At 68.8% G+C, this 23,748-nt stretch carries 31 protein-coding genes; 14 read left to right on the top strand and 17 right to left on the bottom strand.

The genetic code is table 11. The features are described from left to right. Positions 1-25: 25 nt before the first annotated feature. Genes WG903_RS09445 through WG903_RS09435 form a run of 3 tightly spaced genes read left to right on the top strand, consistent with a single transcriptional unit; the run spans position 26 to position 2,806 of the window. Positions 26-1,258: a CaiB/BaiF CoA transferase family protein gene (locus WG903_RS09445; protein WP_340074613.1), complete on the top strand. Its 1,233-nt coding sequence runs from the start codon at positions 26-28 to the stop codon at positions 1,256-1,258. A gap of 17 nt (positions 1,259-1,275) precedes the next feature. Beyond that, the gene (locus WG903_RS09440; protein WP_340074611.1) at positions 1,276-1,797 is read left to right on the top strand and encodes a DUF2889 domain-containing protein; all 522 of its coding nucleotides are present in this window, start codon (positions 1,276-1,278) and stop codon (positions 1,795-1,797) included. Between the two features lie 25 nt (positions 1,798-1,822). Further along, entirely contained in the window at positions 1,823-2,806 is a 984-nt protein-coding gene (locus tag WG903_RS09435; protein WP_340074609.1) for a Bug family tripartite tricarboxylate transporter substrate binding protein, read from the top strand. A gap of 6 nt (positions 2,807-2,812) precedes the next feature. On the opposite strand, the gene nthB is transcribed toward WG903_RS09435, so the two are convergent. The 4 genes from nthB to WG903_RS09415 form a co-directional block, all read right to left on the bottom strand. Further along, positions 2,813-3,430: a nitrile hydratase subunit beta gene (gene nthB, locus WG903_RS09430; RefSeq protein ID WP_340074607.1), complete on the bottom strand. Its 618-nt coding sequence runs from the start codon at positions 3,428-3,430 to the stop codon at positions 2,813-2,815. A 10-nt stretch (positions 3,431-3,440) separates the two neighbouring features. After that, the gene (locus WG903_RS09425; protein WP_340074605.1) at positions 3,441-4,034 is read right to left on the bottom strand and encodes a nitrile hydratase subunit alpha; all 594 of its coding nucleotides are present in this window, start codon (positions 4,032-4,034) and stop codon (positions 3,441-3,443) included. Between the two features lie 39 nt (positions 4,035-4,073). Continuing rightward, positions 4,074-5,255, bottom strand: a complete 1,182-nt coding sequence (locus tag WG903_RS09420; protein ID WP_340074603.1) for a GGDEF domain-containing protein — start codon at positions 5,253-5,255, stop codon at positions 4,074-4,076. Between the two features lie 133 nt (positions 5,256-5,388). Then, complete coding sequence (locus WG903_RS09415) at positions 5,389-5,901, bottom strand: general secretion pathway protein GspB (protein ID WP_340074601.1); 513 nt, start codon at positions 5,899-5,901, stop codon at positions 5,389-5,391. A gap of 132 nt (positions 5,902-6,033) precedes the next feature. Between WG903_RS09415 and WG903_RS09410 the strand changes: the two genes are divergently transcribed. Beyond that, positions 6,034-6,192 carry a hypothetical protein gene (locus WG903_RS09410; protein WP_340074599.1) on the top strand — a complete coding sequence of 53 codons (159 nt, stop codon included), beginning with the start codon at positions 6,034-6,036 and terminating at the stop codon, positions 6,190-6,192. Here WG903_RS09410 and WG903_RS09405 read toward each other — a convergent pair. Beyond that, positions 6,189-6,953, bottom strand: coding sequence for a metallophosphoesterase family protein (locus WG903_RS09405; RefSeq protein ID WP_340074597.1), 765 nt, complete (start codon positions 6,951-6,953; stop codon positions 6,189-6,191). The genes WG903_RS09410 and WG903_RS09405 overlap by 4 nt on opposite strands. Before the next feature lie 159 nt (positions 6,954-7,112). Between WG903_RS09405 and WG903_RS09400 the strand changes: the two genes are divergently transcribed. Both WG903_RS09400 and WG903_RS09395 read left to right on the top strand, forming a co-directional pair. Further along, positions 7,113-8,021, top strand: a complete 909-nt coding sequence (locus tag WG903_RS09400; RefSeq protein ID WP_340074595.1) for a nucleotidyltransferase — start codon at positions 7,113-7,115, stop codon at positions 8,019-8,021. Between the two features lie 16 nt (positions 8,022-8,037). Next, positions 8,038-9,270, top strand: a complete 1,233-nt coding sequence (locus WG903_RS09395) for a multidrug effflux MFS transporter (protein WP_340074593.1) — start codon at positions 8,038-8,040, stop codon at positions 9,268-9,270. Here WG903_RS09395 and WG903_RS09390 read toward each other — a convergent pair. Both WG903_RS09390 and orn read right to left on the bottom strand, forming a co-directional pair. Continuing rightward, positions 9,267-10,706 (bottom strand): DEAD/DEAH box helicase, encoded by a 1,440-nt coding sequence (locus WG903_RS09390; RefSeq protein WP_445263591.1) that lies wholly within the window; start codon positions 10,704-10,706, stop codon positions 9,267-9,269. The genes WG903_RS09395 and WG903_RS09390 overlap by 4 nt on opposite strands. Before the next feature lie 185 nt (positions 10,707-10,891). Beyond that, complete coding sequence (orn, locus tag WG903_RS09385; protein WP_340074591.1) at positions 10,892-11,476, bottom strand: oligoribonuclease; 585 nt, start codon at positions 11,474-11,476, stop codon at positions 10,892-10,894. Between the two features lie 29 nt (positions 11,477-11,505). On the opposite strand from orn, the gene WG903_RS09380 reads away from it, so the two are divergent. The 3 genes from WG903_RS09380 to rsgA are packed head-to-tail and all read left to right on the top strand — an operon-like array spanning position 11,506 to position 13,974. After that, complete coding sequence (locus WG903_RS09380; protein ID WP_340074589.1) at positions 11,506-12,768, top strand: M48 family metallopeptidase; 1,263 nt, start codon at positions 11,506-11,508, stop codon at positions 12,766-12,768. A 1-nt stretch (position 12,769) separates the two neighbouring features. Next, positions 12,770-13,072 carry a 4a-hydroxytetrahydrobiopterin dehydratase gene (locus WG903_RS09375; protein ID WP_340074587.1) on the top strand — a complete coding sequence of 101 codons (303 nt, stop codon included), beginning with the start codon at positions 12,770-12,772 and terminating at the stop codon, positions 13,070-13,072. Next, the gene (gene rsgA, locus WG903_RS09370) at positions 13,039-13,974 is read left to right on the top strand and encodes a ribosome small subunit-dependent GTPase A (RefSeq protein ID WP_340074585.1); all 936 of its coding nucleotides are present in this window, start codon (positions 13,039-13,041) and stop codon (positions 13,972-13,974) included. The genes WG903_RS09375 and rsgA overlap by 34 nt, the downstream gene beginning before the upstream one ends. Here rsgA and WG903_RS09365 read toward each other — a convergent pair. The 6 genes from WG903_RS09365 to rpsP all read right to left on the bottom strand — a co-directional run bounded on the left by WG903_RS09365 (position 13,971) and on the right by rpsP (position 17,803). Further along, complete coding sequence (locus WG903_RS09365) at positions 13,971-14,963, bottom strand: CobD/CbiB family protein (protein ID WP_340074583.1); 993 nt, start codon at positions 14,961-14,963, stop codon at positions 13,971-13,973. The genes rsgA and WG903_RS09365 overlap by 4 nt on opposite strands. Before the next feature lie 20 nt (positions 14,964-14,983). After that, entirely contained in the window at positions 14,984-15,688 is a 705-nt protein-coding gene (locus tag WG903_RS09360) for a CoA pyrophosphatase (RefSeq protein ID WP_340074581.1), read from the bottom strand. Positions 15,689-15,755: 67 nt separating this feature from the next. Beyond that, positions 15,756-16,133, bottom strand: a complete 378-nt coding sequence (rplS, locus tag WG903_RS09355) for a 50S ribosomal protein L19 (protein WP_340074579.1) — start codon at positions 16,131-16,133, stop codon at positions 15,756-15,758. Between the two features lie 89 nt (positions 16,134-16,222). Next, positions 16,223-16,969, bottom strand: a complete 747-nt coding sequence (gene trmD, locus WG903_RS09350; protein ID WP_340074577.1) for a tRNA (guanosine(37)-N1)-methyltransferase TrmD — start codon at positions 16,967-16,969, stop codon at positions 16,223-16,225. Between the two features lies 1 nt (position 16,970). Further along, a complete protein-coding gene (gene rimM / locus WG903_RS09345; protein ID WP_340074575.1) occupies positions 16,971-17,537 on the bottom strand; it encodes a ribosome maturation factor RimM in 567 nt (188 codons plus the stop codon). Between the two features lie 5 nt (positions 17,538-17,542). Next, positions 17,543-17,803: a 30S ribosomal protein S16 gene (rpsP, locus tag WG903_RS09340; protein WP_340074573.1), complete on the bottom strand. Its 261-nt coding sequence runs from the start codon at positions 17,801-17,803 to the stop codon at positions 17,543-17,545. A 131-nt stretch (positions 17,804-17,934) separates the two neighbouring features. Between rpsP and WG903_RS09335 the strand changes: the two genes are divergently transcribed. Continuing rightward, on the top strand, positions 17,935-18,465 hold the full coding sequence (locus WG903_RS09335) for a GNAT family N-acetyltransferase (RefSeq protein ID WP_340074571.1): 531 nt from the start codon (positions 17,935-17,937) through the stop codon (positions 18,463-18,465). Continuing rightward, complete coding sequence (locus WG903_RS09330; protein WP_340074569.1) at positions 18,462-18,908, top strand: TM2 domain-containing protein; 447 nt, start codon at positions 18,462-18,464, stop codon at positions 18,906-18,908. Before WG903_RS09335 ends, WG903_RS09330 begins: the two co-directional genes overlap by 4 nt. Positions 18,909-18,912: 4 nt before the next feature. Here the strand turns inward: WG903_RS09330 and WG903_RS09325 are convergent, their stop codons facing one another. The 3 genes from WG903_RS09325 to WG903_RS09315 are packed head-to-tail and all read right to left on the bottom strand — an operon-like array spanning position 18,913 to position 20,984. Continuing rightward, positions 18,913-19,917, bottom strand: coding sequence for an inorganic phosphate transporter (locus WG903_RS09325; protein WP_340074567.1), 1,005 nt, complete (start codon positions 19,915-19,917; stop codon positions 18,913-18,915). A 4-nt stretch (positions 19,918-19,921) separates the two neighbouring features. Further along, entirely contained in the window at positions 19,922-20,566 is a 645-nt protein-coding gene (locus WG903_RS09320) for a DUF47 domain-containing protein (protein WP_340074565.1), read from the bottom strand. Positions 20,567-20,615: 49 nt separating this feature from the next. Further along, complete coding sequence (locus WG903_RS09315; protein ID WP_340074563.1) at positions 20,616-20,984, bottom strand: DMT family protein; 369 nt, start codon at positions 20,982-20,984, stop codon at positions 20,616-20,618. Between WG903_RS09315 and WG903_RS09310 the strand changes: the two genes are divergently transcribed. The 3 genes from WG903_RS09310 to WG903_RS09300 are packed head-to-tail and all read left to right on the top strand — an operon-like array spanning position 20,983 to position 23,006. Next, positions 20,983-21,606: an RluA family pseudouridine synthase gene (locus WG903_RS09310; protein ID WP_340074561.1), complete on the top strand. Its 624-nt coding sequence runs from the start codon at positions 20,983-20,985 to the stop codon at positions 21,604-21,606. The genes WG903_RS09315 and WG903_RS09310 overlap by 2 nt on opposite strands. 25 nt (positions 21,607-21,631) lie before the next feature. Further along, positions 21,632-22,249 carry a protocatechuate 3,4-dioxygenase gene (locus WG903_RS09305; RefSeq protein ID WP_340074559.1) on the top strand — a complete coding sequence of 206 codons (618 nt, stop codon included), beginning with the start codon at positions 21,632-21,634 and terminating at the stop codon, positions 22,247-22,249. Between the two features lies 1 nt (position 22,250). Beyond that, a complete protein-coding gene (locus tag WG903_RS09300) occupies positions 22,251-23,006 on the top strand; it encodes an SDR family NAD(P)-dependent oxidoreductase (protein ID WP_340074557.1) in 756 nt (251 codons plus the stop codon). Here WG903_RS09300 and WG903_RS09295 read toward each other — a convergent pair. After that, a complete protein-coding gene (locus WG903_RS09295) occupies positions 23,003-23,686 on the bottom strand; it encodes a 2OG-Fe dioxygenase family protein (RefSeq protein WP_340078220.1) in 684 nt (227 codons plus the stop codon). The genes WG903_RS09300 and WG903_RS09295 overlap by 4 nt on opposite strands. Positions 23,687-23,748 lie beyond the last annotated feature (62 nt).

Genomic DNA, 23,748 nt, shown 5'->3' with positions numbered 1-23,748 from the left:
AACTTGCATATAGAATGCATTCTCAATGGACGCCCAAACCTCCCTCCCCCTTGCCGGACGCCGCGTGATCGAGCTCGGCACCATGCTGGCCGCGCCCTTCGCCGCGCACATCCTGTCCCAGCTGGGCGCGGAAGTGATCAAGGTGGAGCCGCCGCGGGGCGACCCCACCCGGGCACTGGTACGCGGTGGGCCGAGTGGCACTTTCATCGCGTACAGCCACGGCAAGAAGAGCGTGTGCCTGGACCTCGCCTCGGCCGATGGGCATGCGGCATTCACGAAGATGCTCGCGACGGCCGACGCGCTGGTGCACAACCTCGCGCCCAAGGCCGCGCGCAAGCTGCAATTGACAAAAGAAGACTGCGAGAAGATCAACCCGAAGCTGGTGTACTGCCACATCCGCGGCTACGCGGCGGGCCCGCAGGAGGACGACCTCGCCTCCAACCCCGTCGCCGAAGCCGCGACGGGCGTGATGGAGCAGAACCGCATCAACGGTCGCCCCAGCCGCCTCGGCCCCTCGTACCACGACCAGTTCGCCGGCGCGTATGCGGTGATCGGCATGCTCGCGACGATGCTGCAGCAGGCGCAAGGCAAGCCCGCGAGCAACCACGTCGAGATCGGCCTGTACGAGACGGGCCTGCACGTCGCATCGCGCGACCTCGTAGGCATCCAGCTCAAGACGCAATTGCTCGGCAAGCCCGAGCGCGAGCCGCATGGCGAATTCAGCATGCCGGGCTACGGCGCCTACCTGACGCGCGACGAGCGCTGGATGTACCTGCTGATGCTCACCGACGCGCACTGGCTCAAGTTCTGCCAGGCGATGGAGCTGCCGGAAGCCAGGGACGAGTCGCTCCACCAGTTGCGCAACCGCAAGAAGGAGCGCGACCGCTGCGAGGACATCGTCAAACGCGCGATCGGCGCCGTCACTTTCGAACAGGCGTCCGCGCAGTTGAAAGCGGCGGGCGTCGGCTTCACCGAAGTGCTGCCGCTCGAGCGCGTGCTCGAGGCGCCGCAGGCGCACCAGCCCGGCAAGCTGCGCGAAGTGGGCTACCGCGGCTACGGCTTCGAAGTGCCCGAGTTCCCGCGCCTGGGCGCCGACAGCGACGGCGTGCAGACGCTGCCGCCACCGGAGCTCGGTGCGCACACGCGCGAGATCCTGCAATCGGCCGGCTTGAAGCCCGAGCAATGCGATGCGCTGGTGAAGTCGGGCGCGGCCCTCGTCGCCGACGGCACCACCTTCCCTTGGGCGCCGGTGCGGTGAACGACGAGCGCTTAGAGATGCACCACCGCCAGGTGGACATCCGCTTCTACAAGCGCAGCGACGGCCGCTACGAGGTGGAGGGGCGCCTGGTCGACACCAAGAACCACGCCTTCCGCCGCCAGCTCGCCGAAGAGGATTCGCCGCCGGGCACGAAGCTGCACGACATCACCGTGACGCTCGTCGTCGACGACGCGCTGGTGGTGCACGACGCGCGAGCCGCCATGAACACGACGCCGTTCACCGTGTGCGGTGGCGCGGCCGACACGCTCGCGCCGCTCAAGGGCCTGTCGATCGGCTCCGGCTGGAACAAGCGCGTGCGCGAGCTGCTCGGCGGCCGCGCATCGTGCACGCACATCGTCGAGCTGCTCGGCCCCATGGCGACCACGGCCTTCCAGGGCCTGGCGCCGCAGCGGCTGGAGCGGCTGAACGATCCCGCGAACGAAGAAGGACGCCGCAAGCGCGTCGACAGTTGCTTTGCCTACGCGGCCGAGCGCGAGGTGGTGGCCCGTTTGTGGCCGCACCTGCACAAGCCGCAATGAGACTACGATCACCCGAAGGAGACATATGCTGAAGTTCAAGACGGGCCTGCGCCACGCGATCACCGCGTGCCTGGTGGGCCTGACCGCCGTTGCCGCGCAAGCGGCGTTCCCCGACAAACCCATCCGCCTCGTCGTCGGCTTCCCCGCCGGTGGCGGCGCCGACTTCGCCGCGCGCCAGGTGGCCGACGCGCTGGGCCCCGTGCTGGGCACCACGGTCGTCGTCGACAACAAGCCGGGCGCCAACGGCACCATCGCCGCCGGCGAAGTGGCGCGCGCGCCGGCCGACGGCTACACGCTCTTGCTCGGCGTGACCGCGAGCCATTCGATCGCGCCGGCGCTGCAGAAGCTGCCGTACGACGCGCAGCGCGACTTCACGCCGATCACCGAAGTGGGCTACACGCCGCTGGTGCTGGTGGTGAACCCCAACAAGTCGCAGGCGAAGAACGTGCAGGACTTCATCAGGTCGGTGAACGCCAGCACCGAGCCGGTCCCGTACGGCTCGGCCGGCAACGGCAACATCACGCACATGACGGCCGAACTCTTCGCGCTCTCGACGGGCACGACGGGCAAGCTGCGCCACATCCCGTACAAGGGCAGCAACCAGGCCGTCACGGACCTGCTGGGCGGCCACATCTCGGCGTACTTCGACACCCTGCCCTCCTCGCTGCCTTTCATCCGCAACGGCCAGCTGCGCGCGCTGGCGGTGACCAGCCGCGAACGCGCGGGCGCCGCTGCCGACATCCCGACGATGCGCGAAGCCGGCTTGAAGGACTACGAGGCGACGACCTGGTTCGGCGTGTTCGGCCCCGCGAAGCTGCCGGCCGACGTGACGCAGAAGATCTACGAAGCGATCCTGAAAGGCCTGGGCACACCCGAGGCGCGCAAGGGACTCACGTCACGCGGCGTCGAGCCCGTGCTGGACACACCGGCGCACTTCAGCAAGGAGCTGGAGGCCGACATCGCGCGCTGGGGCGAGGTGGTGAAGAAGGCGAAGATCACGCTCGACTGAGCGCGGCTACGTGGCGCGTTCGAGATAACTCTCGAACACGCCCACGTGCACCAGCGCCGGGTCGCTCGAATCCGGCCACAAATCCTGCGAGCGGAAGCGCACGTCGTACGTCGGCTCGTCGCGCGCTTCCACCCCGTGCGCATGCGCGTCGGGGAAGGGATACGCGGGCGAGACGCCGACCACCACGCCCGTCTTGCCGCGCACGTAGCCGGGCATGCGCACATGGCCCGGCACGAAATCGTTGCGCACGCGAACGCGGTCACCGGGCTGGAAGCGCTGCGGCGCCGAAACGTTGGAACGCCCGCCGGCGCTGCGGCCCGAAAGCGGGAACGCGCCACCCGCGCGCTTCTCCAGTTCCTCGTGCGTGACCAAGCCCTTCTCGACGCACAAGGTGGCCAGCCCCGTGAGCGAGCGCTCGTAGTAGCCCGCGCCCAGGTAGTGGCGCGGGTCCATGCGCTCGATCGCGTAGCGGTATTCGTCCATGTTGAACACGCCGCGCCGCACCGCGAACGCGTACAGCGAATTGGCCCGCACCTCCCACTGCGCATGGAACGCGGGCGCATCGAACGTGTAGCGGACGGTGCCGAAGCCCTGCTTGCCGCCGAGGTCGTGAACGCCGTCCATCGAGCGCCCCCTAGGCCAGGCGGCTCACGCCGATGAGCGAATCGCGCGTGACGAGCTGCGCGAGCTGGTCCTCGGCCCAGCCCACGCTGCGTGGCGGCTGCTCGGGCAGCACCATGTAGCGCGTGTCGGCCGTCGTGTCCCACACGCGGATTTCGGTGTCGGCGGGCAACGCCAGCCCCATCTCTTTCAGCACCGTGCGCGCCTCGCGCACGATGCGCGAGCGGTACTCGAAATCCTTGTACCAGTCCGGCGGCAGGCCGATCAGCGTGAACGCCGTGCAGGAGCACAGCGAACAGCAGATGACGTTGTGAACACCAGGCGTGTTCTCCAGCACCACCAGGTGGCGGTGGTGCCTGGGCATCGGCAGGCCCATCTCCGCGACGGCCGCGATGCCGTTGGAAAGCAGCCGTGAGCGGAAGGCCGGGTCGCTCCACGCGCGGGCCACCAGGCGCGCGCCGTTTTGCGGCACCCACTCTTCCTGCGCGGCGTGGTCGAGTTGCGAGAGGCCCTCGTCGGGTTCGAACCCGCGGTCGCGCAGCACGGATTCGACCGCCTTCACACGCGCCTCGATCGGCGCCGTCGGCTTGAAGTGCGCAGTTGTCATGGAGGAAAGTATTGCGCCGTGGGCTGCCGTGGTCAAACGTCAGCCGGTGACAGGCAGCTCCGAAATCTCCCCGCCCGCCTCGTCGAACCACGCCATGCGGCTGGGGTAGCTCCACGCAGTGCGCGACGTGGCGCGCGCGCCGGCGATCACCAGGTCCAGCGGGGTGTTGCCCGCCTCCACCAGCACGCCCACGCCCGCGCTGGGCTCCCACACGGCTTCGCTGTTTTCGGGGTCGCTGTGGCTCGTGCCCAGCTGCACGGGCCGCGACAGGCGGCGCAGGGCCTGCCGCGAGTAGTCGAGCAGTTGCTCCGGGTCGCCGGGACGGCGGAACACGAAGACGAACGCATCCTCGCGCAGGCGCCACAGCTCCGCGCCGGGGAACGACGCCTTGCGCAGCCGCAGCGCGCAGGCAAAGAGCGCATGGTTGTACGCGGCAGGGCCGTGCAGCTCTTCCAGCATCTTCAGGTTGCTGATGGACACCACGATCACCCCCACGGGCCGCGTGCCGGTGTCGGGCACGGGCGTGCCCGCCTGGAACGACGGCAGCCACGTGACCGGGTCGTAGTTGGGCCCGTGCGCCATCACCTTGCGCACCTCGATCAGGTAGGCATAGCGTGACCACATGGCGGTGGCAATGCACACCAGGTAGGCGATGCCCGCCACGGCGCTGATGGCGTGCACCTGCGGCGGCGTGCGGTCGGGGTGCAACGCATACCAGCCGAGGCAGATGACCCCCGCGGCTGCGCAAGGCAGCGCTCCGAGCATCAGCCAGCCGGCGCGCTCGCCGCGCCGCGCGCTGGACACTGCAGCGACGGAAGCGGCGCAGGCGACGGCGATCGCCAGGAGGATGCCGAACTCCAGTGCTTCTTCGGGCGGGAAGAGCCAGGAGACGGTGAACGCCGCCGCGGACAGCGCGCCGACGACCACGCGCACGCGGCGCACCGAGTCACGCCTGCGGAAGGTGCCGAGGAGCGTGAGCAGGAGGAGTTGCAGCACGGCGGCTGCGCCGATGGCCACCATGGATTGCAGGCGTTGCAACGACGCGCCGGTGATCGGCACCCAGCCGAGGAAGACCAGCGAATAGGAAGCGGAGAGGATGACGGCCAGCGCACCGAGCAGGGCCACACGCCGCGCCGAGCGCATGAAGACGAACGCGCCCGCGAGCGCGAGCGCTGCAGTGCCGAAGAAGGAGCCCCAGAAGGCGAAGGCGATGGCGGCCATGGTCAGGCCGCCGCTTGGCGGAACTTGCCACTGCTCATTTCCCAACGTGCCGGTGTTGGCCGCAATCATGCGGGGATGGACGACCGCTGTCCATCCGGTGCACCCGGAATCGCCCGGCAGTGTGGCGCCGGCGTCAGTAGATGACCGTGTACCGTGCGCCGCGGTAAGCGAGCACAACTCCTTGTGCACGGATTTCCTGGAGCACGACCCCCGACCCCAGGTCCGCGCCCTCGCGCACCATCTGCCCGTTCACGATCGCCGCGCGCATGTCGCGCCGTTCGGAATACACGCCGCCATTGACCACGATCTTCGGCGCATCGGCCGGCAGCGACGCCACGGGCGGCGTCTCGGGTGTCGGCGGGTTGGGCGCGCGCTGTTGCGCGGCCGGCGCTGCGTTGTACTGCTGTACGGGCGGAGGCGCTGCGCGCTGCACCGGCGCTGGGGCCGATGCGGCCTGCGGCGGGGCCGGCGCCTGCGCGGCAGGAGTCACCGGCGCAACTGGCGCAGGCATCGCGGCCATGCCCCGTGCAGTGGTCGGCCCGGCACCACCCGGCGCGCCCATCGCGGCCGTCGATTCCGGCGGCGACTGCGCATTCGCCATCGCCACCATCGCCAGGCTCAGCAGCAACACTTGGATCATCTTCATCACCCCAGTTTGAACCGCCCGTCGCTGCAGAGTTCGTAACCGTTTGGCTCAGCCACGGACACGCCCCGCTCCTACAGACGGGCAGGTGCGGCCGGGCGATGCTGGGCCATGCCCGAGAGGGAGGTAGCCACCATGCCCACCACACCCACACAGCCCGACGAAGCGCCGCGCGCGGACGAAACCATTCCTCCCACGCCGGATGAAGCGGGGCCGCACGACGTGCCCGACGAGCAGGTGATCGAACACACGTTGCCTGCGAAGAAGCGCGACGACGCCGACGGCCCGCGCTAGGCGGGCACCAGCTCCTCGCGGGGCACATCGAAGATGCGGAACGGCGGCTCGCCGGGGCGCATGCGCGCCAGCAGCGGCTTGGCCACGTTGTACACGGGCACGCCGCCGATCGTCTTGCCCTCCAGCGCGCCGCGGTGCGCATGGCCGTGGAAGACCGCGTCCACCGGGTAGCGCAGCAACGGCTCCTCCAGTCGGCTGCTGCCCAGGAAGGGGAAGATGTCCACGGGCTCGCCCTGCACCGTGCCGACGATGGGCGAGTAGTGCAGCAGCGCGATCTTGCGCTGCGTGCGCAGCTTGGCCAGCGCCGATTCGAGCTTCAGCGCCTCGTTCAGCGCCTCCTGCACGAACATCTTGATGGCCGGCTCGCCCCAGGCGCCGAGCGAGCCGCGGCCGAAGCCCCCGGCAAAGCCCTTGATGCCCGCGATGCCCACGCCTTCGATCTCGCACGCCTCGCCGTCCAGCACCGTCACGCCCGCGCTCTTGTGCAGCACTTCGCGCACCACCTCGGGCGTGCCGGATTCGTAGTCATGGTTGCCGAGCACGGCGACGATGGGGATGGACACCACCGACAGTTCGTCGGCCAGCACCTTGGCCTCCTCGGCCGTGCCGTAGTCGGTGAGGTCGCCGCACAGCAGCAGCGCGTCGGCGGCCTTGGCCGCCTGCATGAAGAACTCGCGCAGCGACCCCGCCGATTCCTTGCGGACGTGGATGTCGCCGACCGCTGCGAAGCGGACGACGGACTCGGACTTGTTGTGGTTCATGACACAGGCAGGGGCGGGGGACACGGCGATGATGCCCCTCGCAACCCCTGCCGGGCTGTAGGTGCGCGCCGACGCTGCATGAGGTTTCTGGCCGCGCCCCCGGGGTGCATGCCACCTTTAGCCTGTCGTTTCACGCAAGAAGCACAAGGCACCACCCCCATGCAGCAACACGCGCTCGCCCCTTCGCTCGAAGACGAGGTTGCGCCCGCCACGGCAGACTTCTACCGCAGCGCATTGCAGGCCCTCACGGACGCCAAGGTCCCGTTCCTGGTGGGTGGCGCGTTTGCGCATGCCTGCTTCACGGGCATACGCCGCAACACCAAGGACCTGGACCTGTTCATCCGCCGCAGCGACTTCGAGCGCGCCGCGCTGCTGATGCGCAAGCGCGGCTGGCCCACCGAGATGACCTACCCGCACTGGCTGGCCAAGGTGTATTGCGGTGAGGACTTCATCGACCTCATCTTCAACTCGGGCAACGGCGTGACGCCGGTGGACGACCGCTGGTTTCGCCACAACGCGCAGGCCAACGTGCTGGGCGTGCCGGTGAAGCTGGCCAACATCGAGGACAGCCTGACGTCGAAGGCCTTCATCATGGAGCGCGAGCGCTTCGACGGCGCCGACGTGGCTCACCTGATCCAGACCAACGCCGAGCGCATCGACTGGAAGCTGCTGGTCGAGCGCTTCGGCAACCACTGGCGCGTGCTGCTGTCGCACCTGACGATGTTCGGATTCGTCTATCCGGGTGAGCGCCACCGCGTGCCCAACTGGGTGATGGAGACGCTGGTGGCCAAGCTGGCCGCCGAGACGCGCCTGCCGCCCGCGGAAGACCACCGCGTGTGCGCCGGCACGCTGCTGTCGCGCGAGCAGTACCTGCACGACGTCGAGAACCTGGGCTACCTCGATGGCCGCCTGACGCCCGCCAGCACGATGACGGCCGAGGACATCGCGGTATGGACCGATGCGATCCCCTGCCGGCAGCAGCACAAGGAAGAAGCGCAGGCCGTGCCGGTTGCCGCGGTGGCCGGTGGTGGTGCGACCAGCATGACCGGCCTGGTCGACCTGGCGTAGCGGTGACAATCAGGGGGTGAACCCCAACGCCCACGAACTCTGGCGCGCGCCGCGCTGGGCCCTGGCCGTCCTGCTGGCCGTGCTCGGCATGCTCGGGCCGTTCTCGATCGACACCTACATCCCCGCGTTTGCGGGCATCGCGAAGTCGCTCGACGCCACGCCGGCGCAGATGCAGCAGACGCTGTCGGCGTACCTGTTCGGCTTCGCGTTCATGAACCTGTTCCACGGGGCGCTCTCCGACAGCTTCGGGCGGCGGCCGGTGGTGCTGTGGGGCATCGGCCTGTTCACGCTGGCCTCCATCGGCTGTGCGCTGTCGCAGACCATCGGCATGCTGGTGTTCTTCCGCGCCGTGCAGGGCTTGTCCACGGGCGCGGGCATCGTCGTCTCGCGCGCGGTGATCCGCGACATGTTCCCGCCGGCCCAGGCGCAGAAGGTCATGAGCCAGGTGACGATCTTCTTCGGCGTGGCACCTGCCATCGCGCCCATCGTGGGCGGGTGGCTGTTCGTGCACCTGGACTGGCACAGCATCTTCTGGTTCCTCACCGGCGTGGGCGTGGTGCTGTGGGTGGCCAACTTCAAGCTGCTGCCCGAGACGCTGCACGAATCGCAGCGCCAGCCGTTCAACGTGCGCAACCTGATGCGCGGCTACCGTGAGGTGGGCGCGAACCCGCGCTTCCTGCTGCTGGCGCTGGCCAGCGGCGTGCCGTTCAACGGGATGTTCCTCTACGTGCTGGCCGCTCCGGCGTTCCTGGGCGAGCACCTGGGCCTGGCGCCCACACAGTACTTCTGGTTCTTCGTGCTGACCATCAGCGGCATCATGGGCGGCTCATGGGCGAGCGGCCGGCTCGCGGGCAAGATCACGCCGCGCGCGCAGATCCGCCACGGGCTCGAGGTGATGGTGGTGGTGTCGCTGGTCAACACGGCATTGAACTTCGCGTTCACGCCGCATGCCGCGTGGGCCCTGTTCCCGATCGCGATCTTCGCGTTCGGGTGGGCCCTGATGGTGCCGGTGGTGACGCTGCTGGTGCTGGACATGGCGCCCGAGCGGCGCGGGCTGGCGTCGTCGCTGCAGATGGTCATCGCCTCAACGGCCAACGGCGTCGTCGCGGGAGCGGTGACGCCGTTGGTGATGCATTCGACGCGGGCGCTGGCCCTCACGTCGCTGGGCTTCCTGTGTATCGGCCTCGTGTCGTGGCTGATCGTCAAGAACGTCTGGCCCTCGACGGGCCGGACGATATCCGCGAGTTAGCGGGCGCGGAAGACCTTCGTCTTCGTCTCGCCCCAGCCCGACTTGCGGCCGAAGCTGCTGCCACCGCCATTGCCGCGGCGCGCGTCGAAGCCACCGCTGCGGCCACCCGGCTTGCGGCCGGCCGGCTTGAAGTCGCCGCGCGGTGCGCGCTGCTGCGGCTCCAGGCCCGGGATCACTTCGGCCTTGAAAGGCTGCTTGGTGAAGCCTTCGATGTCGAACACGCGGCGGCGGTCACGCCCTTCGGCGAACGTGACGGCGATGCCGTCGCGGCCGGCGCGGCCCGTGCGGCCGATGCGGTGGGTGTAGTCCTCGGCCTTCATCGGCAGGCCGAAGTTGAAGACGTGCGTGATCGTGGGCACGTCGATGCCGCGAGCGGCAACGTCGGTGGCCACGAGGATCTGCACACGGCCCTGGCGCAGCGCCGACAGGCGGCGGTTGCGCAGGCCCTGGCTCAGGGCGCCGTGCAGCGCGACGGCGTCGAAGCCTTCCTGCTGCAGGTCGTTGGCGAGCGCGTCGCACTCGACTTGCGTCGACGCGAACACGATGGCCTGGTCGATGGACTTGTCACGCAGCCAGTGGTCCAGCAGCTTGCGCTTGTGCTGCGCGCTGTCGGCCCAGAAGAGCGCCTGCTTGATGTTGGCGTGGCGCTCCTGCGGCGAATCGATCTGCACCTTCTTGGGCTCGCGCATCACGCGCATGGCCAGCTGCTGGATGCGCGACGCGAACGTGGCGCTGAACATCATGGTTTGGCGGCGCTCGATGGTGAGCTTGTTGATCTCGGCGAGGTCGTCGGCGAAGCCCAGGTCCAGCATGCGGTCGGCTTCGTCCACCACGAGGAACTGCACCTCGTCCAGGCGGATCTGGCCGGAGCGCTGCAGGTCCAGCAGGCGGCCGGGCGTGGCAACGACGAGGTTCGCGTTGGCCAGGCGGGCGATCTGCATCTGGTACGGCATGCCGCCCACCACGTTGGCGATGCGCACGCCGCGCGTGTGGCGCACGAGGTCGATGGCGTCCTGGCCGACCTGCTGCGCGAGCTCGCGCGTCGGGCACAGCACCAGCGCCTGCGGCGCGGCGGGCTCGAACTTGCGCGACTTGGCGCGGGCGGGGTGCGGCGCCGTCTTGCCGGCGGCCTGACCGATGATGGTGTGGAGCACCGGCAGCAGGAAGGCCGCGGTCTTGCCGCTGCCCGTCTGGCTGGAGACCATCAGGTCGATGTGGCTGGCCGCCGAGTCAGTGGTGGGCAGCGCCATCGGGATGGTCTGCTCCTGCACCGGCGTGGGCTGGGTGAAGCCCAGGTCCTCGATGGCGCGCATCAGCTCGGGCGCGAGGGCCATCTTGGCGAAGCCGTTGGGGGCCAGCAGGGCCTCATCGGCAGCAGGGGCGTCGAAGGATTCCGCGGGCGCGAAATCGCCCCGCTCGAAAGCGTTGTCGTTCATTTGATTCAAAAGGGCACGCCGCGGGAGACGCGGGGGGCGCCGTCAATGGTTGGAATACGGAACATCAACCATCAACGAACGGGGCGCCGTGGGCGCCTGGCTCATCTGCGAGCCAATGTGCATGAAGGGAGATGCGCGAATAAAAGGGCTGCCTTTCAGCAGCCCAAGGCCGTATTGTCGCAGATTCAGGGATTTCGTGCTGGAGGGGCCGTTTCGAGCCTCAGGAAGCTGTCCCGGTAGTGGAGAAGCTCGTCGATCGACTCGTGCACGTCGGCCAGCGCCGTATGGGCCTGCTGCTTCGTGAACCCCGCCAGGATGTCGGGCCGCCAGCGCTTGGCGAGCTCCTTGAGCGTGCTCACGTCGAGGTTGCGGTAGTGGAAGAACTGTTCCAGCTGCGGCATGTACTTCACGAGGAAGCGCCGGTCCTGGCCGATGGTGTTGCCGCACATGGGCGACAGGCCTTTGCCGATGTACTTCGAGACGAAATCGAGGATCTGCGCCTCGGCCTCTTCCTCGGTGGTCGTGGACGCCTTCACCTTGTCGATCAGGCCGCTCTTGCCGTGCGTGCCCTTGTTCCACGCATCCATCTTGTCGAGCTGTTCGTCGCTCTGGTGGATGACCAGCACGGGCCCCTCAATGCGGGGCAGCAGGTCGGGCCCCGTGACGATGACGGCGATCTCGAGGAGGCGGTCCACCTCGGGGTTCAGGCCGGTCATCTCGCAATCGATCCAGACGAGGTTGTTTTCGTTCTTGGGCAGGCTGTCGCTCATGCCGCGAATTGTCGCCGTAAACTCCCGCGATGACCGCCTCCTACCTCATGACCCTGGCCTTCGCCGCGTTCCTGCTGGCGGGCCTGGCCGTGAAGTTCTGGCTGGCGTCGCGGCAGGTGCGGCACGTGGCGCGGAACCGCGAAGAGGTGCCCGCCGCCTTCCGCGAGCGCATCCCGCTGGCCGCCCACCAGAGGGCGGCCGACTACACGGTCACGCGCACGCGCTTCTCGATCCTGGAGATGGCATTCGGGGCCGTGGTGCTGCTGGGCTGGACGTTGCTCGGCGGGCTCGACGTCCTGAACCGCGTGCTCATCGACGTCTTCGGGGGTTCGGGCATGGTCCAGCAGGTCGCGCTGTTCGCCGCTTTCGCCGTGATCAGCGGCGCGCTCGACCTGCCCTTCGCGCTGTACTCCACCTTCGTCATCGAGGAGCGTTTCGGCTTCAACAAGATGACGCTCAAGCTGTGGGTGGTCGACATGCTCAAGGGCGTGGTCCTGGGCGTGGCGCTGGGCCTGCCGCTGCTGGCCATCGTGCTGTGGCTGATGGCCGCCGGCGGCGCGTGGTGGTGGCTGTGGGCCTGGGCCATCCTGGTGGGCTGGCAGCTGCTGGTGCTGTGGATCGCGCCGCGGTTCATCCTGCCCCTGTTCAACAAGTTCACGCCGCTGCAGGACGAAGTGCTGAAGGAACGCGTCACGCGCCTGATGGAGCGCTGCGGCTTCGCGGCCAAGGGCCTGTTCGTCATGGACGGCAGCAAGCGCAGCGCGCACGCCAATGCCTTCTTCACCGGCTTCGGTTCGAACAAGCGCGTGGTGTTCTTCGACACGCTGCTGGCGCAGCTCACGCACGACGAGATGGAGGCGGTGCTCGCGCACGAGCTCGGGCATTTCAAGCGGCGCCACATCGTCAAGCGCATGGCCACCGGCTTTGCCGTGTCGCTGGCGGGTTTCGCCCTGCTCGGCTGGCTGTCGCAGCAGGCCTGGTTCTACACGGGCCTGGGCGTGCAGCCAAACCTGCAGGGCTCCAACGACGCACTGGCGCTGCTGCTGTTCATGCTGGCCGTGCCGGTGTTCTCGTTCTTCGTCTCGCCCATCATGTCGCGCGTGTCGCGCAAGCACGAGTTCGAGGCCGATGCCTATGCGATGGAGCACGCCAGCGGCCGCGAGCTGGCCGGCGCGCTGCTCAAGCTGTACGAGGACAACGCCTCCACCCTCACGCCCGACCCGGTGTACGTCAGCTTCTACTACTCGCACCCGCCGGCCTCGGAGCGGATCGCGCGGATGGCGGCGGCCTGAGATGGGCTCGCGCCGCGCTCTTTCGCCGACCGAGGTGGTGACGCGCCTGGGCGCGCTGCAAGGCTGGCAGCTGGCCGGCAGCGGCGAAGACGTCGCGATCGAGAAGATGTTCAAGTTCGCCAACTACCACGAGACGATGGCCTTCGTGAACGCTGTGGCCTTCATCGCGCACCGGCAGGACCACCACCCCGACCTGTCGGTGCACTACAGCCGCTGCGTCGTGCGCTTCAACACGCACGAAGTGAAGGGCCTGTCCGAAACCGACTTCCAATGCGCATCGCTGGTCGATGCGCTCGCCGCGTGACCGGACGCCAACCCGGCCTCGTGGTCGCAAGCCATGGGCGCCACTTCCTCGTCGAGACTCCCGATGGCAAGCGCGTCATTTGCCACCCGCGCGGCAAGCGCAGCGAGGCCGTCGTGGGCGACCGCGTGCAGTGGCTGCAGTCGCACGACGAAGGCACCATCGAGAAGGTCGAGGACCGCAGGAACCTCTTCTACCGGCAGGACGAGGTGCGCACCAAGTCCTTCGCGGCCAACCTGGACCTGGTGCTGGTGCTGATCGCCGCCGAGCCGGAGTTCTCCGAACACCAGCTCTCGCGCGCGCTGATCGCCGCGGAGGCCGAGCGCATCGAGCCCTTCATCGCGCTGAACAAGAGCGACCTGGTCGAGCCGTTCGAGCGCGCGTGGGGCAGGCTGCTGCCGTACCAGCGCATGCACTACGGCGTGATGCCGCTGTCGCTGCGCCTGTCGGGGGACGTCGATCGCGTCAAGCTGCTCAACCACCTCAAGGGCAAGACGACGCTGGTGCTCGGGCCGTCGGGCGCCGGCAAGAGCACGCTGATCAACCTGCTGGTGCCCGGGGCGACGGTGGTGACGGGCGAGATCTCGCAGGCACTCAACTCCGGCAAGCACACCACGACGAGCACCACGCTGTACTGGGTGGACGCGGAGCGCCAGACGGCGCTGATCGACTCGCCCGGCTTCCAGGAATTCGGCCTGCACCACATCGACCCGGGGAAGCTGCCCGAGTGCATGCCGGACATCCGCGCCCACCTGGGGCACTGCCGCTTCTACAACTGCACGCACCTGCACGAGCCGGGCTGCGGCGTGATCGAAGCGGTGGGCGAAGGCGCGGAGGCGATCACGCCTTCGCGCTACAGGATCTACAAGGACCTGTTCGCGGAGCTGTCCTATCCGCGCTACTAGCCGAGCAGGCGCGCGAGCGTGAGCAGCGCCAGCAGCACCATCCACAGCACCACCGAGCGCCACACGAGGCCGACGATGCTGCGCAGGTGGCCGACCTCCGCCTCGCGCCCCGGCGTGCTCTCCGTGGCGTCGACCACGCGGGCGCCCGAAGCAGTGAAAGCCTGCGACGTGTTCGGCGTGAACTTCGATTGCAGCGATTCGCCGCCGAGGCGCACGTTCACCGCGCCGGAGGTCGCGGCGAGGATCACGCCGTCGTTGTCGTTGGGAAAGCGCTGCGCGTAGTTGCGCCAGCAGTCCACCGCGTCCTCGAAGCTGCCAACCACCGCGAAGGCCAGCGCCGTCGCGCGCGCGGGCACCCAGTCGACGACGTTCCACGCCTTGGCCGCGGCTTCCTGCAGCGCCGGGCTGGAAGGCTGCGCGTCCGTGCGCGTGCGGTACTTCCAGTAGCGGCCAACGAACTCGCTCATGCGGTAGAACACCGCGCCGCCGGCGCCGAAGCCCAGCGCCGCCGGGATGCAATACCAGGCGAGCACCCCGAACACGTGGCGGTGCGCGGCCAGCACCGAGTACTCGATCACGTGGCGCACGATCTCGCTGCGCGGCAGTTCGCTCGCGTCCACCTGCTGCCACTGCGCCAGCAGCTCGCGCGCACGCGCCTCGTCGCCGGCGTCCAGCGCGTCGCGGATGGCCGTGAAGTGGTGGCTGAACTGCCGGAAACCCAGCGTGATGTACAGCACCGCGATGCTCCACACCAAGGCGAAGGGCCAGCCGACGAAGGCGATCAGCAGCCAGTGCACGGCGCTCACGGTGATCGCGGGCACGAACACGGCCAGGCCCCAGGTCACCCAGCCGTGCTGGGGCTTGCCGGCGTCGAAGTTCGTGCTGGTCCAGCGCGCCCACGCCCGCAGCAGGGCATGGATCGGGTTGTGGCGCGCGAGCGGGCGCACCTGCTCGATCAGCAGCGCGAACAGGATCGCGAAGAACGACATGCCGAAATGATACGAGCCACTTACGCGGCGAGGAACCGGTACAGGTTGCGCAGCATGCCCGCTGTTGCGCCCCAGATGAATCGCTGGGTGCTTCCGTCCATGTAGGGCATGGAGAACCACTCCCGGTGCATGCCCTCGAACTCGATGTGGTGCCTGCGGTGGTGCGCCGGGTTCATCAGGAACTCCAGCGGCACCTCGAAGGCATCGGCGACCTCGTTGGGGTTGAGCGTGAGGGTGTGGCCGGGGTCGACGAGCGCGACAACCGGCGTGATCACGAAATTGGTGCCCGTCTGGTACGTGGGCAAGGTGCCGATCACTTCCACGTGCGCGGGGTCCAGGCCGACCTCCTCCTGCGCCTCGCGCAGCGCCGTGTGGGCCGCGTCGCGGTCGGTGTCGTCGCGCTTGCCGCCGGGGAAAGCCACCTGCCCCGAATGCGTCGACAGGTGCGTCGTGCGCTCGGTGAAGAGCAGCGCCGGGCGATCGCGCATGACGATCCCGGCGAGCACGGAGGCGGCCGCCAGCGGCCGGTCGGCAAAGAGCGGCTCGGCGCGCACCTCGGCCTCCCATGGGGGCGGGCTGGCGAAGCGCGCGCGCAAGGCATCGGCCGTCAGCGCCGCGGCCGGGACCGCCGGCAGGTGCGCGTCGGTCGAGTCCACGGGCATCTCGCGCGGGTCGAAGCTGGGCAGCTTCGACAGCGGGATGAGGACGTTGGGTTGCTGGGCCATGGGGCTCGAAAAGCAAAAACCGCCGCAGCGGGACGCTGGCGGCGGCTCCGGCCTTCGCGAACGAGGGTTACTCGGCGGCGGGCTTCTGGTGGTGCGCCAGCTTTTCCTTGATGCGCGCGGACTTGCCGCTGCGCTCGCGCAGGAAGTACAGCTTGGCGCGGCGCACGTCGCCGCGGCGCTTGACTTCGATGCCGGCGATCAGGGGGCTGTAGGTCTGGAACGTGCGCTCCACGCCTTCGCCGCTGGAGATCTTGCGCACCGTGAAGCCGCTGTTCAGGCCGCGGTTGCGCTTGGCGATCACGACGCCTTCGTAGGCCTGCACGCGCTTGCGGTTGCCTTCGACGACGTTCACCGAAACGATCACCGTGTCGCCGGGGGCGAAGTCGGGGATGTTCTTGCCCAAACGGGCGATTTCCTCTTGCTCGAGGGTCTGGATCAGGTTCATGGTCTAGGTGATCGATGCCCGGGCTTTGGAATCAAAGGCTTGGAATAGCCGGGTAGAGGATCGGTAGAAAAGCCTGCGATTATAACAACTTAGCGAAGTCCGGCGAGGAAGGCCTCGTCCGCCTTTGTCAGCCGGCCCTGGGCCCGGGCGGCCTCGATCAGGTCGGGCCGCTGGCGGGCCGTGACCTCCAGGCGCCGCTCCCGGCGCCAGCGCTCGATCTGGGCGTGGTGGCCGGACAGGAGCTCGGCGGGGGCCTTGGCGCCCTGCCACTCCTCGGGCCGGGTGTAGTGGGGGCAATCGAGCAGGCCGTCCAGGGCCGGGTTGAAGCTGTCGAACTGGTGGCTGTCCTCGTCGCCCAGCACGCCGGGCTGCAGGCGGGCGACCGAATCCAGCAGCGCCATGGCGGCGACCTCGCCGCCGGAGAGCACGAAGTCGCCCAGGCTCAGCTCAACGTCCACGTACCGGTCGATGAAGCGCTGGTCCAGGCCCTCGTAGCGGCCACACAGCAGGATGCCGCCCTGCCCGGCCGACCACGCCTCGACCTGCGCGTGGTCCAGCCGGGCGCCGACGGGAGAGAACAGCACCACAGGTGCCATGCCCTGACGGTCGGCGCGGATGGCGTCCACGCAGCGCGCCAGCGGCTCGGCCATCATCACCATGCCGGGGCCGCCGCCGAAGGGCCGGTCGTCCACGCGGCGGTAGTTGCCCTCGGAGAAATCGCGCGGGTTCCACAGGCGCACGTCGACCTGTTTCGACTCGTACGCGCGGCGCGTCACGCCCGTCTCGAGGAAGGGCGCGAAGAGTTCCGGGAACAGCGTGACGACGTCGAAGCGCATCTCAGTAGTCGGCCTGCCAGTCGACGGTGATCTTCCGGGCTTTCAGGTCCACGTCGTCGACGTAGGCGGCCACGAAGGGGATCATGCGCTCGGCGGGCTTGCCGTCTTCCTCGTATTCGAGCACCAGCACGGTCTGGGGGCCGGTGGCCAGGAGGTCCTTGACCTTGCCCAGCGCCACGCCCTCGCGGTTGGCGACGTCCAGGCCGATCAGGTCGACCCAGTAGTACTCGCCCTCGCCCGCCGTCGGGAAGCTGGAGCGGGGCACGAACACGCGCGCGCCCTTGAGCGCCTCGGCGGCGTCGCGGCCCTCGACGTCATGCGCCCAGGCGACGACGACGTCCGAGTGTTCCTTGGCTTCCTTGACGCGCAGGAGCACCGTGGCGGACGGCGTCTGCAGGTACCAGCGCCTGGAAGAAAAAAGCGCTTCCGGGGAAGCGCTGTGGGGAATGACCTTGAACCAGCCCTTGACTCCCCACGCATCGGCGATGCGGCCGACCTCGATGGCGTCGGCGGGGAGCGGGGCCGCCTCGAGCCCGGCCGGTAGATCGGCGGGGAGGCGGGCCGCCATGCGTCTTAAGCCGCGGCCGGGGCCTTGGCGGCGGTTTGCTTGAGCAGGCGCTCCACGGTCGGGGAGACCTGCGCACCGACGCCACGCCAGTGGGTCAGGCGGTCCTGCGCGATGCGCACGGACTCTTCCTTTTCGGTCGCGATCGGGTTGTAGAAACCGATGCGCTCGATGAAGCGGCCGTCGCGGCGCGTGCGCTTGTCGGCGACCACGATGTTGAAGAACGGGCGGGCCTTGGCGCCGCCGCGCGAGAGTCGAATGACGACCATTGCTAATATCCTTGGGTGGTAACAAGGCTCCGCAAGAACCTTGCCTTTTCATTCCAGCGTTGAGACACGCGCTTCGGCCACCCGGCCAGCGACACGCTGGGAAGCCTGCGATTATAGCCTTTTCCCCTGCCATGAGCTCCATCCGCCCCAGCCTCGAATCCGACGTCGCCGCCATCACGGCCATCTACGCCTGGCATGTGGAAAACGGCACGGGCACCTTCGAGACCACCGCCCCGACCGAAACGGAGATGGCCGGGCGGCGGGCCGACGTGCTGTCCAAGGGCCTGCCCTACCTGGTGATGGAAGACGGCGGCAAGGTCATCGGTTTCGCGTACTGCCAGTGGTTCAAGCCGCGCCCGGCCTACCGCTTCTCGGCCGAGGACTCGATCTACATGCACAAGGACGCGGCCGGCAAGGGCCAGGGCAAGGTGCTGCTGGCCGAGCTGGTGAAGCAGGCGCAGGCCGTGGGCATCCGCAAATTGATCGCGGTCATCGGCGACTCGGGCAACGCGGGCTCCATCGGCGTGCACCAGGCGCTGGGCTTCACGCCGGCGGGCTCCATCCGGTCCTGCGGCTGGAAGTTCGGCCGCTGGCTGGACATCGTGATCATGGAAAAGGCGATCGGCGAAGGCGACCGCACCGCACCGGCCGACGGCGCATGAAGAACAAGACGGCCGCCGCGTGGCTGGCGTTCCTCGGCGGCCCGCTGGGGCTGCACCGCTTCTACCTGCACGGCATCGGCGACGGGATCGGGTGGCTCCTGCCGCTGCCGACGCTGCTCGGCATCTACGGCATTGCGCGCGTGCGGCAGTTCGGGGTGGACGATGCGCTCAGCTGGTGGCTGATCCCGCTGCTCGGGTTCACGATCGCGGCCACGTCGCTCATGGCCATCGTCTACGGCCTGAGCTCACGCGAAAAGTGGAATGCACGCTTCAACCCGGATGCGGGCGAAGACGCGTCGGCAGGCGCTACCAACTGGTTCACCATCGGCGCCGTCGTGCTCGCACTGATGATCGGCACGGGCTGCCTGATGGCGACGCTGGCCTACAGCTTCCAGCACTACTTCGAATGGCAGATCGAAGAGGGCCGCAAGATCAGCCAGTAGGCGATCAGAAGATCTGCAGGCTGACCCAGTAGGAGATCGCGGCGACGAAGGCGCTGGCCGGGATCGTGAAGATCCAGGCCCACACGATGTTGCCCGCCACGCCCCAGCGCACGGCGCTGGCCCGCTGCGCGGAGCCCACGCCCACGATGGCACCGGTGATGGTGTGCGTGGTGGACACGGGGATGCCCAGCGCCGACGCGAGGAACAGCGTGATCGCCCCGCCCGTCTCGGCGCAGAAGCCGCCCACGGGCTTGAGCTTGGTGATCTTCTGGCCCATGGTCTTGACGATGCGCCAGCCGCCGAACATCGTGCCCAGCGCGATCGCGGTGTAGCACGAGAGCTCGACCCAGATCGGCGGCTGCTTGGCGTCGGCCGACATGTAGCCGGTGGCGAGCAGCAGCATCCAGATGATGCCGATGGTCTTCTGCGCGTCGTTGCCGCCGTGCCCCAGGCTGTAGGCGCCGGCGGAGACGAGTTGCAGGCGGCGGAACCAGCGGTCCACGCGCGAGGGCGTCGAGCGCCGGAACAGGTGCGACACCAGCACCATCATCAGCGACCCGAGCAGGAAGCCGAGCGTCGGCGACACGAAGATGAAGAGCACCGTCTTCCACACGCCGGCGGCGATGAGCGCGCCGGCGCCGGCCTTCGCCATCACCGCGCCCACGATGCCGCCGATCAGCGCGTGCGACGAGCTGCTGGGGATGCCCCACAGCCAGGTGAGCACGTTCCAGGTGATCGCGCCGACCAGCGCGCCGAATACCACGTGCGTGTTCACCACGCCCGGTTCCACGATGCCCTTGCCGACGGTCGCAGCGACATGCAGGCCGAAGATGAAATAAGCGGCCAGGTTGAAGAACGCGGCGAACGCCACGGCCTGCGACGGCCGCAGCACGCCGGTGGACACCACGGTGGCGATCGAGTTCGCGGCGTCGTGGAAGCCGTTCATGAAGTCGAACGCGATGGCCAGGGCCACCAGCATCACGATGACCCAGAGGGCGGTGGTTTCCATCGCGTCAGGAGTGCTCGAGGATGATGCCCTCGATGACGTTGGCCACGTCCTCGCACTTGTCGGTGATGGTCTCCAGCAGCTCGTAGATGGCCTTGAGCTTGATGACCTCGCGCACGTCCTGCTCCTCGCGGAACAGCTTGCTGATGGCCGAGCGCATCACGCGGTCCGCGTCGGACTCGAGCTTGTCGATCTCCTCGCAGGTCTTCAGCGCGGCTTCGGCGGCGGCCGGCTCGCCCAGGCGCGCGATCAGGTTCACGGCTTCCTTGACGCGGTCGCAGCACTTGACCGAGATGTCCGTCAGGCGCGAGATTTCGTCGGTCATGTGGCGCACGTCGTACAGCGCCATCGTCTCGGCCGTGTCCTGGATCAGGTCGGCGACGTCGTCCATCGTGTTGATCAGCGTGTGGATCTGGTCGCGGTCGATGGGCGTGATGAAGGTCTTGTGGATGAGGCGGTTGACCTCGTGCGTCACGCGGTCGGCGGCGCGCTCGGCATTGTCGACGTCGCGGTTGTATTGCTCGCGCAGGTGGCTGTCCCCGTAGTGCGTGACCAGCTGGGAGAAAGCGCGCGCCGCCTCGACGATGCGGTCGGCATGCTGGTTGAACATCTCGTAGAAGTTGCCTTCGCGCGGCAGCAGCTTGCCAAACATCGCTCTCTCCAGGTCCCGGGGTGCGGCGAGTGTAACTGGGGGGTGGCGCTCAGCCGTTGCGGAATATGAAATAGACGGCGCCCACCATGCACAGCGCCGCCCACACGTAATCCATCTTCATCGGCTGGCCCAGCACGAACAGCGCGAACGGCACGAACACCGCCAGCGTGATCACCTCCTGCAGGATCTTCAGCTGCGCGACGGTGTAGCCCGCCTCCAGGAAACCGATGCGGTTGGCCGGCACCTGCAGCAGGTATTCGAAGAGCGCGATGCCCCAGCTCGCCAGGGCCACCACGTACCATGCGGAACCTTCCTTGAAGAACTTCAGGTGGCCGTACCAGGCCACGGTCATGAACACGTTGGACGCGACGAGCAGCAGGATGGTCTGCAGCGACAAGGGGATGGCGGAGAGGCTCATGCAGCCATTATTGGTCCACGCCGACGAGTGGCTGGTGGCCGTCGATAAGCCGGCCGGCCTGCTGTCGGTGCCCGGCCGTGGCGCGGACAAGGCCGATTGCATGGCGGCGCGGGTGCAGGCCGCGTACCCCGATGCGCTCGTGGTGCACCGCCTCGACATGGCGACCTCGGGCCTGTTCCTGATGGCGCGGGGCCCGGAAATCCAGCGGCGCATGGGCGCGGCGTTCGAGGGCCGCGAGGTGCGCAAGCGCTACGTGGCGATCGTTGCGGGGCTCATCGCGCAGGACGAGGGCGAGATCGACCTGCCGCTCGCCGCCGACTGGCCCAACCGGCCGAAGCAGGTGGTGGACCGCGCCAGCGGCAAGCCGAGCCGCACGAAGTGGCGCGTGCTGGCGCGCGGCGCCGACACGACGCGGGTCGAGCTGGAGCCGGTCACGGGCCGCTCGCACCAGTTGCGCGTGCACCTGCAGGCCATCGGCCACCCGATCCTGGGCGATGCGCTCTATGCGCCGCCCGAAGTCGCCGCGCATTCAGCGCGCCTGCTGCTGCACGCGGCCGGGCTGGCATTCACCCATCCGGCAACGGGCGAGCCGTTGGCGCTTGCCAGCCCTGTCCCCTTCTAGCGCGCTTCGCGGCTATGCTGGCGGCATGGACCCGTCCGCCCTCACGCGCCGCAGCGCCGCGGCCTTCGTCGCCTTTCCCTGGATCTGGTCGGCCGCGCGCGCGCAGCCCATCGCGCCGCGCCGCACGACGCCTTCGCAGACCGAAGGGCCGTTCTATCCCGTCGAGCTGCCGGCCGATTCCGATTTCGACCTGCTGCGCAACGGCAACCTCACCTATGCGCGCGGCCAGCCCGCGTGGGTGGAAGGCACGGTGCGCGACCTGGAGGGCCGGCCCGTGCGCGGTGCCGCCGTGGAGATCTGGCAGTGCGACGAGGCGGGCCACTACCACCACCCGGGCGACCGCGGCGCGGACGCCGCTTTCCAGGGCTTCGGCCGCGTGACGACGGACGCAAGCGGCGCCTGGCGCTTCCGCACGATCAAACCGGCGCCCTACTCGGGCCGCACGCCGCACATCCATTTCAAGGTGAAGCTCGGCTCACGCGAGCTGCTGACCACCCAGATGTACGTGGCGGGCGACCCGCACAACGAACGCGACGGCCTGTGGCGCAGCCTCGACGCCGCCGACCGCGCGGCGCTCACCCGCAACTTCGTGGCCGGCAGCGACGGCGTGAAGGCGGATTTCCCGATCATCGTGAAGACCTGACATGGCGCAGCACCTCACCGTCATCACCGGCGCGTCGCGGGGCATGGGCCTGGCGATCGCGCAGCAGCTGCTGGACGCCGGCCACGACCTGCTGTGCATCTCGCGCAAGACCAACGACGCGCTGCAGGAGCGCGCCGCGAAAGCGGGCGTCGCGTGCGAGCAATGGCCGCACGACCTGGCGCGCGCCGCCGGGGCGGCCACCCGCCTGGAAACCTGGCTGAAGGCCAAGGAGCCCGGCGGCTACGCGAGCGTCACCCTGATCAACAACGCCGCGCTGCTGCCCCAGGTAGCGCCGTTGTCGGCCATCGGCGGCGACGACATCGCCGATGCGCTGCGCGTGAACCTCGAAGCGCCGATGCTGCTGACCGCAAGCTTCCTGCGCGCGACTTCGGCCTGGAAGGTCCCGCGCAAGGTGCTGAACATCTCCTCGGGCCTGGGCCGCCGCGCCATGGCGTCGCAGGCGCTGTACTGCGCGGCCAAGGCCGGGATGGACCACTACACGCGCTGCGTCGCGCTGGAAGAAGAGCGCGCCCCCGACGGCGCGAAGGTGTGCTCGCTGGCGCCCGGCGTCATCGACACCGACATGCAGGTGCAGCTGCGCGGCAGCGACCCCAGCCAGTTTCCCGACATCGGCTACTTCACCGGCATCAAGGAACAAGGCGTGCTGGCTTCGCCGGAAGAAGCGGCGCGCAAGGTCATCGCCTACCTGGGCCGCGCCGACTTCGGCGGCAACCCGGTGGGCGACATCCGCGACTAGCCGCCCTGGAAGCCCTGCGCGCGGTAGGTGACCACCAGCGTGTCGCGGTAGCCCCCGCCCTCGCCCGCCGGCTGGATCGGCGTCGACTCGTGGATCACGCGCTCGTCGTCCAGCAGCAGCAGCGACCACGGCTGCGTGAGCGTGAAGCGCTCGCCGCGCGGGCCGTCGGCTTCGAACACGCGCGTCTCGCCGCCCTTGATGCCTTCGCGCGCGACGAGGAACACCGCCACCACATCCACGCCGTCGCGGTGCGCACCCTCGGGCGTCGGGCGGCCGATGCCGCCTTCGGTGTCGATGCGGAACTGGTGCGCCTCGACGAACCAGCGCTGCCGGCCCTTCAGCGCGGAACTCACGCCGCCCAGCCACCGCAGCAGCGCCAGCCACGCGGGCGCCTGCGCAACCTGCGGCGCGACCGGTTCGAACCAGCGCTGCATGCCGCCGTGCAGCGCGTTGTATTCGACGCCCTGCCAGTGCGCGCGATGCGGCGCCAGGCCCACTTCCTCGCCGTCGACGGTGAATGACGAATGCCGGCGCTTGCGGTAGTGGCCCCCGTCCTTCAGGTACTGGTCCGGCGCGAGGTCGTCCCAGCTGGCGCCCAGGGCTTCCAGTTCCGCCGCCGGGCAACGCGCCAGCGCGCTCACGGCTTGCGGCGTGAGCACCGCGTAGCCGCGCTGGCGCATCGCGGCGTCGAGTTGCGTCGGGTCGGTGAAGGCGGGCGCGAGGGATGTCACGCCGCGAGCTT

Source organism: Ramlibacter sp. PS4R-6 (genome assembly GCF_037572775.1).
Taxonomy (GTDB): Bacteria; Pseudomonadota; Gammaproteobacteria; order Burkholderiales; family Burkholderiaceae_C; genus Ramlibacter.
This window is presented reverse-complemented; position numbering and strand designations above follow the sequence as displayed.

What these genes read in the sequence shown, in the direction of transcription:
- WG903_RS09445 (WP_340074613.1), top strand. Translation starts at nt 26, where the DNA reads ATGGACGCCCAAACCTCCCTCCCCCTTGCCGGACGCCGCGTGATCGAG.
- WG903_RS09440 (WP_340074611.1), top strand. Translation starts at nt 1,276, where the DNA reads ATGCACCACCGCCAGGTGGACATCCGCTTCTACAAGCGCAGCGACGGC.
- WG903_RS09435 (WP_340074609.1), top strand. Translation starts at nt 1,823, where the DNA reads ATGCTGAAGTTCAAGACGGGCCTGCGCCACGCGATCACCGCGTGCCTG.
- nthB (WP_340074607.1), bottom strand. Translation starts at nt 3,430, where the DNA reads ATGGACGGCGTTCACGACCTCGGCGGCAAGCAGGGCTTCGGCACCGTC.
- WG903_RS09425 (WP_340074605.1), bottom strand. Translation starts at nt 4,034, where the DNA reads ATGACAACTGCGCACTTCAAGCCGACGGCGCCGATCGAGGCGCGTGTG.
- WG903_RS09420 (WP_340074603.1), bottom strand. Translation starts at nt 5,255, where the DNA reads ATGGCCGCCATCGCCTTCGCCTTCTGGGGCTCCTTCTTCGGCACTGCA.
- WG903_RS09415 (WP_340074601.1), bottom strand. Translation starts at nt 5,901, where the DNA reads ATGAAGATGATCCAAGTGTTGCTGCTGAGCCTGGCGATGGTGGCGATG.
- WG903_RS09410 (WP_340074599.1), top strand. Translation starts at nt 6,034, where the DNA reads ATGCCCACCACACCCACACAGCCCGACGAAGCGCCGCGCGCGGACGAA.
- WG903_RS09405 (WP_340074597.1), bottom strand. Translation starts at nt 6,953, where the DNA reads ATGAACCACAACAAGTCCGAGTCCGTCGTCCGCTTCGCAGCGGTCGGC.
- WG903_RS09400 (WP_340074595.1), top strand. Translation starts at nt 7,113, where the DNA reads ATGCAGCAACACGCGCTCGCCCCTTCGCTCGAAGACGAGGTTGCGCCC.
- WG903_RS09390 (WP_445263591.1), bottom strand. Translation starts at nt 10,706, where the DNA reads ATGAACGACAACGCTTTCGAGCGGGGCGATTTCGCGCCCGCGGAATCC.
- orn (WP_340074591.1), bottom strand. Translation starts at nt 11,476, where the DNA reads ATGAGCGACAGCCTGCCCAAGAACGAAAACAACCTCGTCTGGATCGAT.
- WG903_RS09380 (WP_340074589.1), top strand. Translation starts at nt 11,506, where the DNA reads ATGACCGCCTCCTACCTCATGACCCTGGCCTTCGCCGCGTTCCTGCTG.
- WG903_RS09375 (WP_340074587.1), top strand. Translation starts at nt 12,770, where the DNA reads ATGGGCTCGCGCCGCGCTCTTTCGCCGACCGAGGTGGTGACGCGCCTG.
- rsgA (WP_340074585.1), top strand. Translation starts at nt 13,039, where the DNA reads ATGCGCATCGCTGGTCGATGCGCTCGCCGCGTGACCGGACGCCAACCC.
- WG903_RS09365 (WP_340074583.1), bottom strand. Translation starts at nt 14,963, where the DNA reads ATGTCGTTCTTCGCGATCCTGTTCGCGCTGCTGATCGAGCAGGTGCGC.
- WG903_RS09360 (WP_340074581.1), bottom strand. Translation starts at nt 15,688, where the DNA reads ATGGCCCAGCAACCCAACGTCCTCATCCCGCTGTCGAAGCTGCCCAGC.
- rplS (WP_340074579.1), bottom strand. Translation starts at nt 16,133, where the DNA reads ATGAACCTGATCCAGACCCTCGAGCAAGAGGAAATCGCCCGTTTGGGC.
- trmD (WP_340074577.1), bottom strand. Translation starts at nt 16,969, where the DNA reads ATGCGCTTCGACGTCGTCACGCTGTTCCCGGAACTCTTCGCGCCCTTC.
- rimM (WP_340074575.1), bottom strand. Translation starts at nt 17,537, where the DNA reads ATGGCGGCCCGCCTCCCCGCCGATCTACCGGCCGGGCTCGAGGCGGCC.
- rpsP (WP_340074573.1), bottom strand. Translation starts at nt 17,803, where the DNA reads ATGGTCGTCATTCGACTCTCGCGCGGCGGCGCCAAGGCCCGCCCGTTC.
- WG903_RS09335 (WP_340074571.1), top strand. Translation starts at nt 17,935, where the DNA reads ATGAGCTCCATCCGCCCCAGCCTCGAATCCGACGTCGCCGCCATCACG.
- WG903_RS09330 (WP_340074569.1), top strand. Translation starts at nt 18,462, where the DNA reads ATGAAGAACAAGACGGCCGCCGCGTGGCTGGCGTTCCTCGGCGGCCCG.
- WG903_RS09325 (WP_340074567.1), bottom strand. Translation starts at nt 19,917, where the DNA reads ATGGAAACCACCGCCCTCTGGGTCATCGTGATGCTGGTGGCCCTGGCC.
- WG903_RS09320 (WP_340074565.1), bottom strand. Translation starts at nt 20,566, where the DNA reads ATGTTTGGCAAGCTGCTGCCGCGCGAAGGCAACTTCTACGAGATGTTC.
- WG903_RS09310 (WP_340074561.1), top strand. Translation starts at nt 20,983, where the DNA reads ATGCAGCCATTATTGGTCCACGCCGACGAGTGGCTGGTGGCCGTCGAT.
- WG903_RS09315 (WP_340074563.1), bottom strand. Translation starts at nt 20,984, where the DNA reads ATGAGCCTCTCCGCCATCCCCTTGTCGCTGCAGACCATCCTGCTGCTC.
- WG903_RS09305 (WP_340074559.1), top strand. Translation starts at nt 21,632, where the DNA reads ATGGACCCGTCCGCCCTCACGCGCCGCAGCGCCGCGGCCTTCGTCGCC.
- WG903_RS09300 (WP_340074557.1), top strand. Translation starts at nt 22,251, where the DNA reads ATGGCGCAGCACCTCACCGTCATCACCGGCGCGTCGCGGGGCATGGGC.
- WG903_RS09295 (WP_340078220.1), bottom strand. Translation starts at nt 23,686, where the DNA reads ATGCGCCAGCGCGGCTACGCGGTGCTCACGCCGCAAGCCGTGAGCGCG.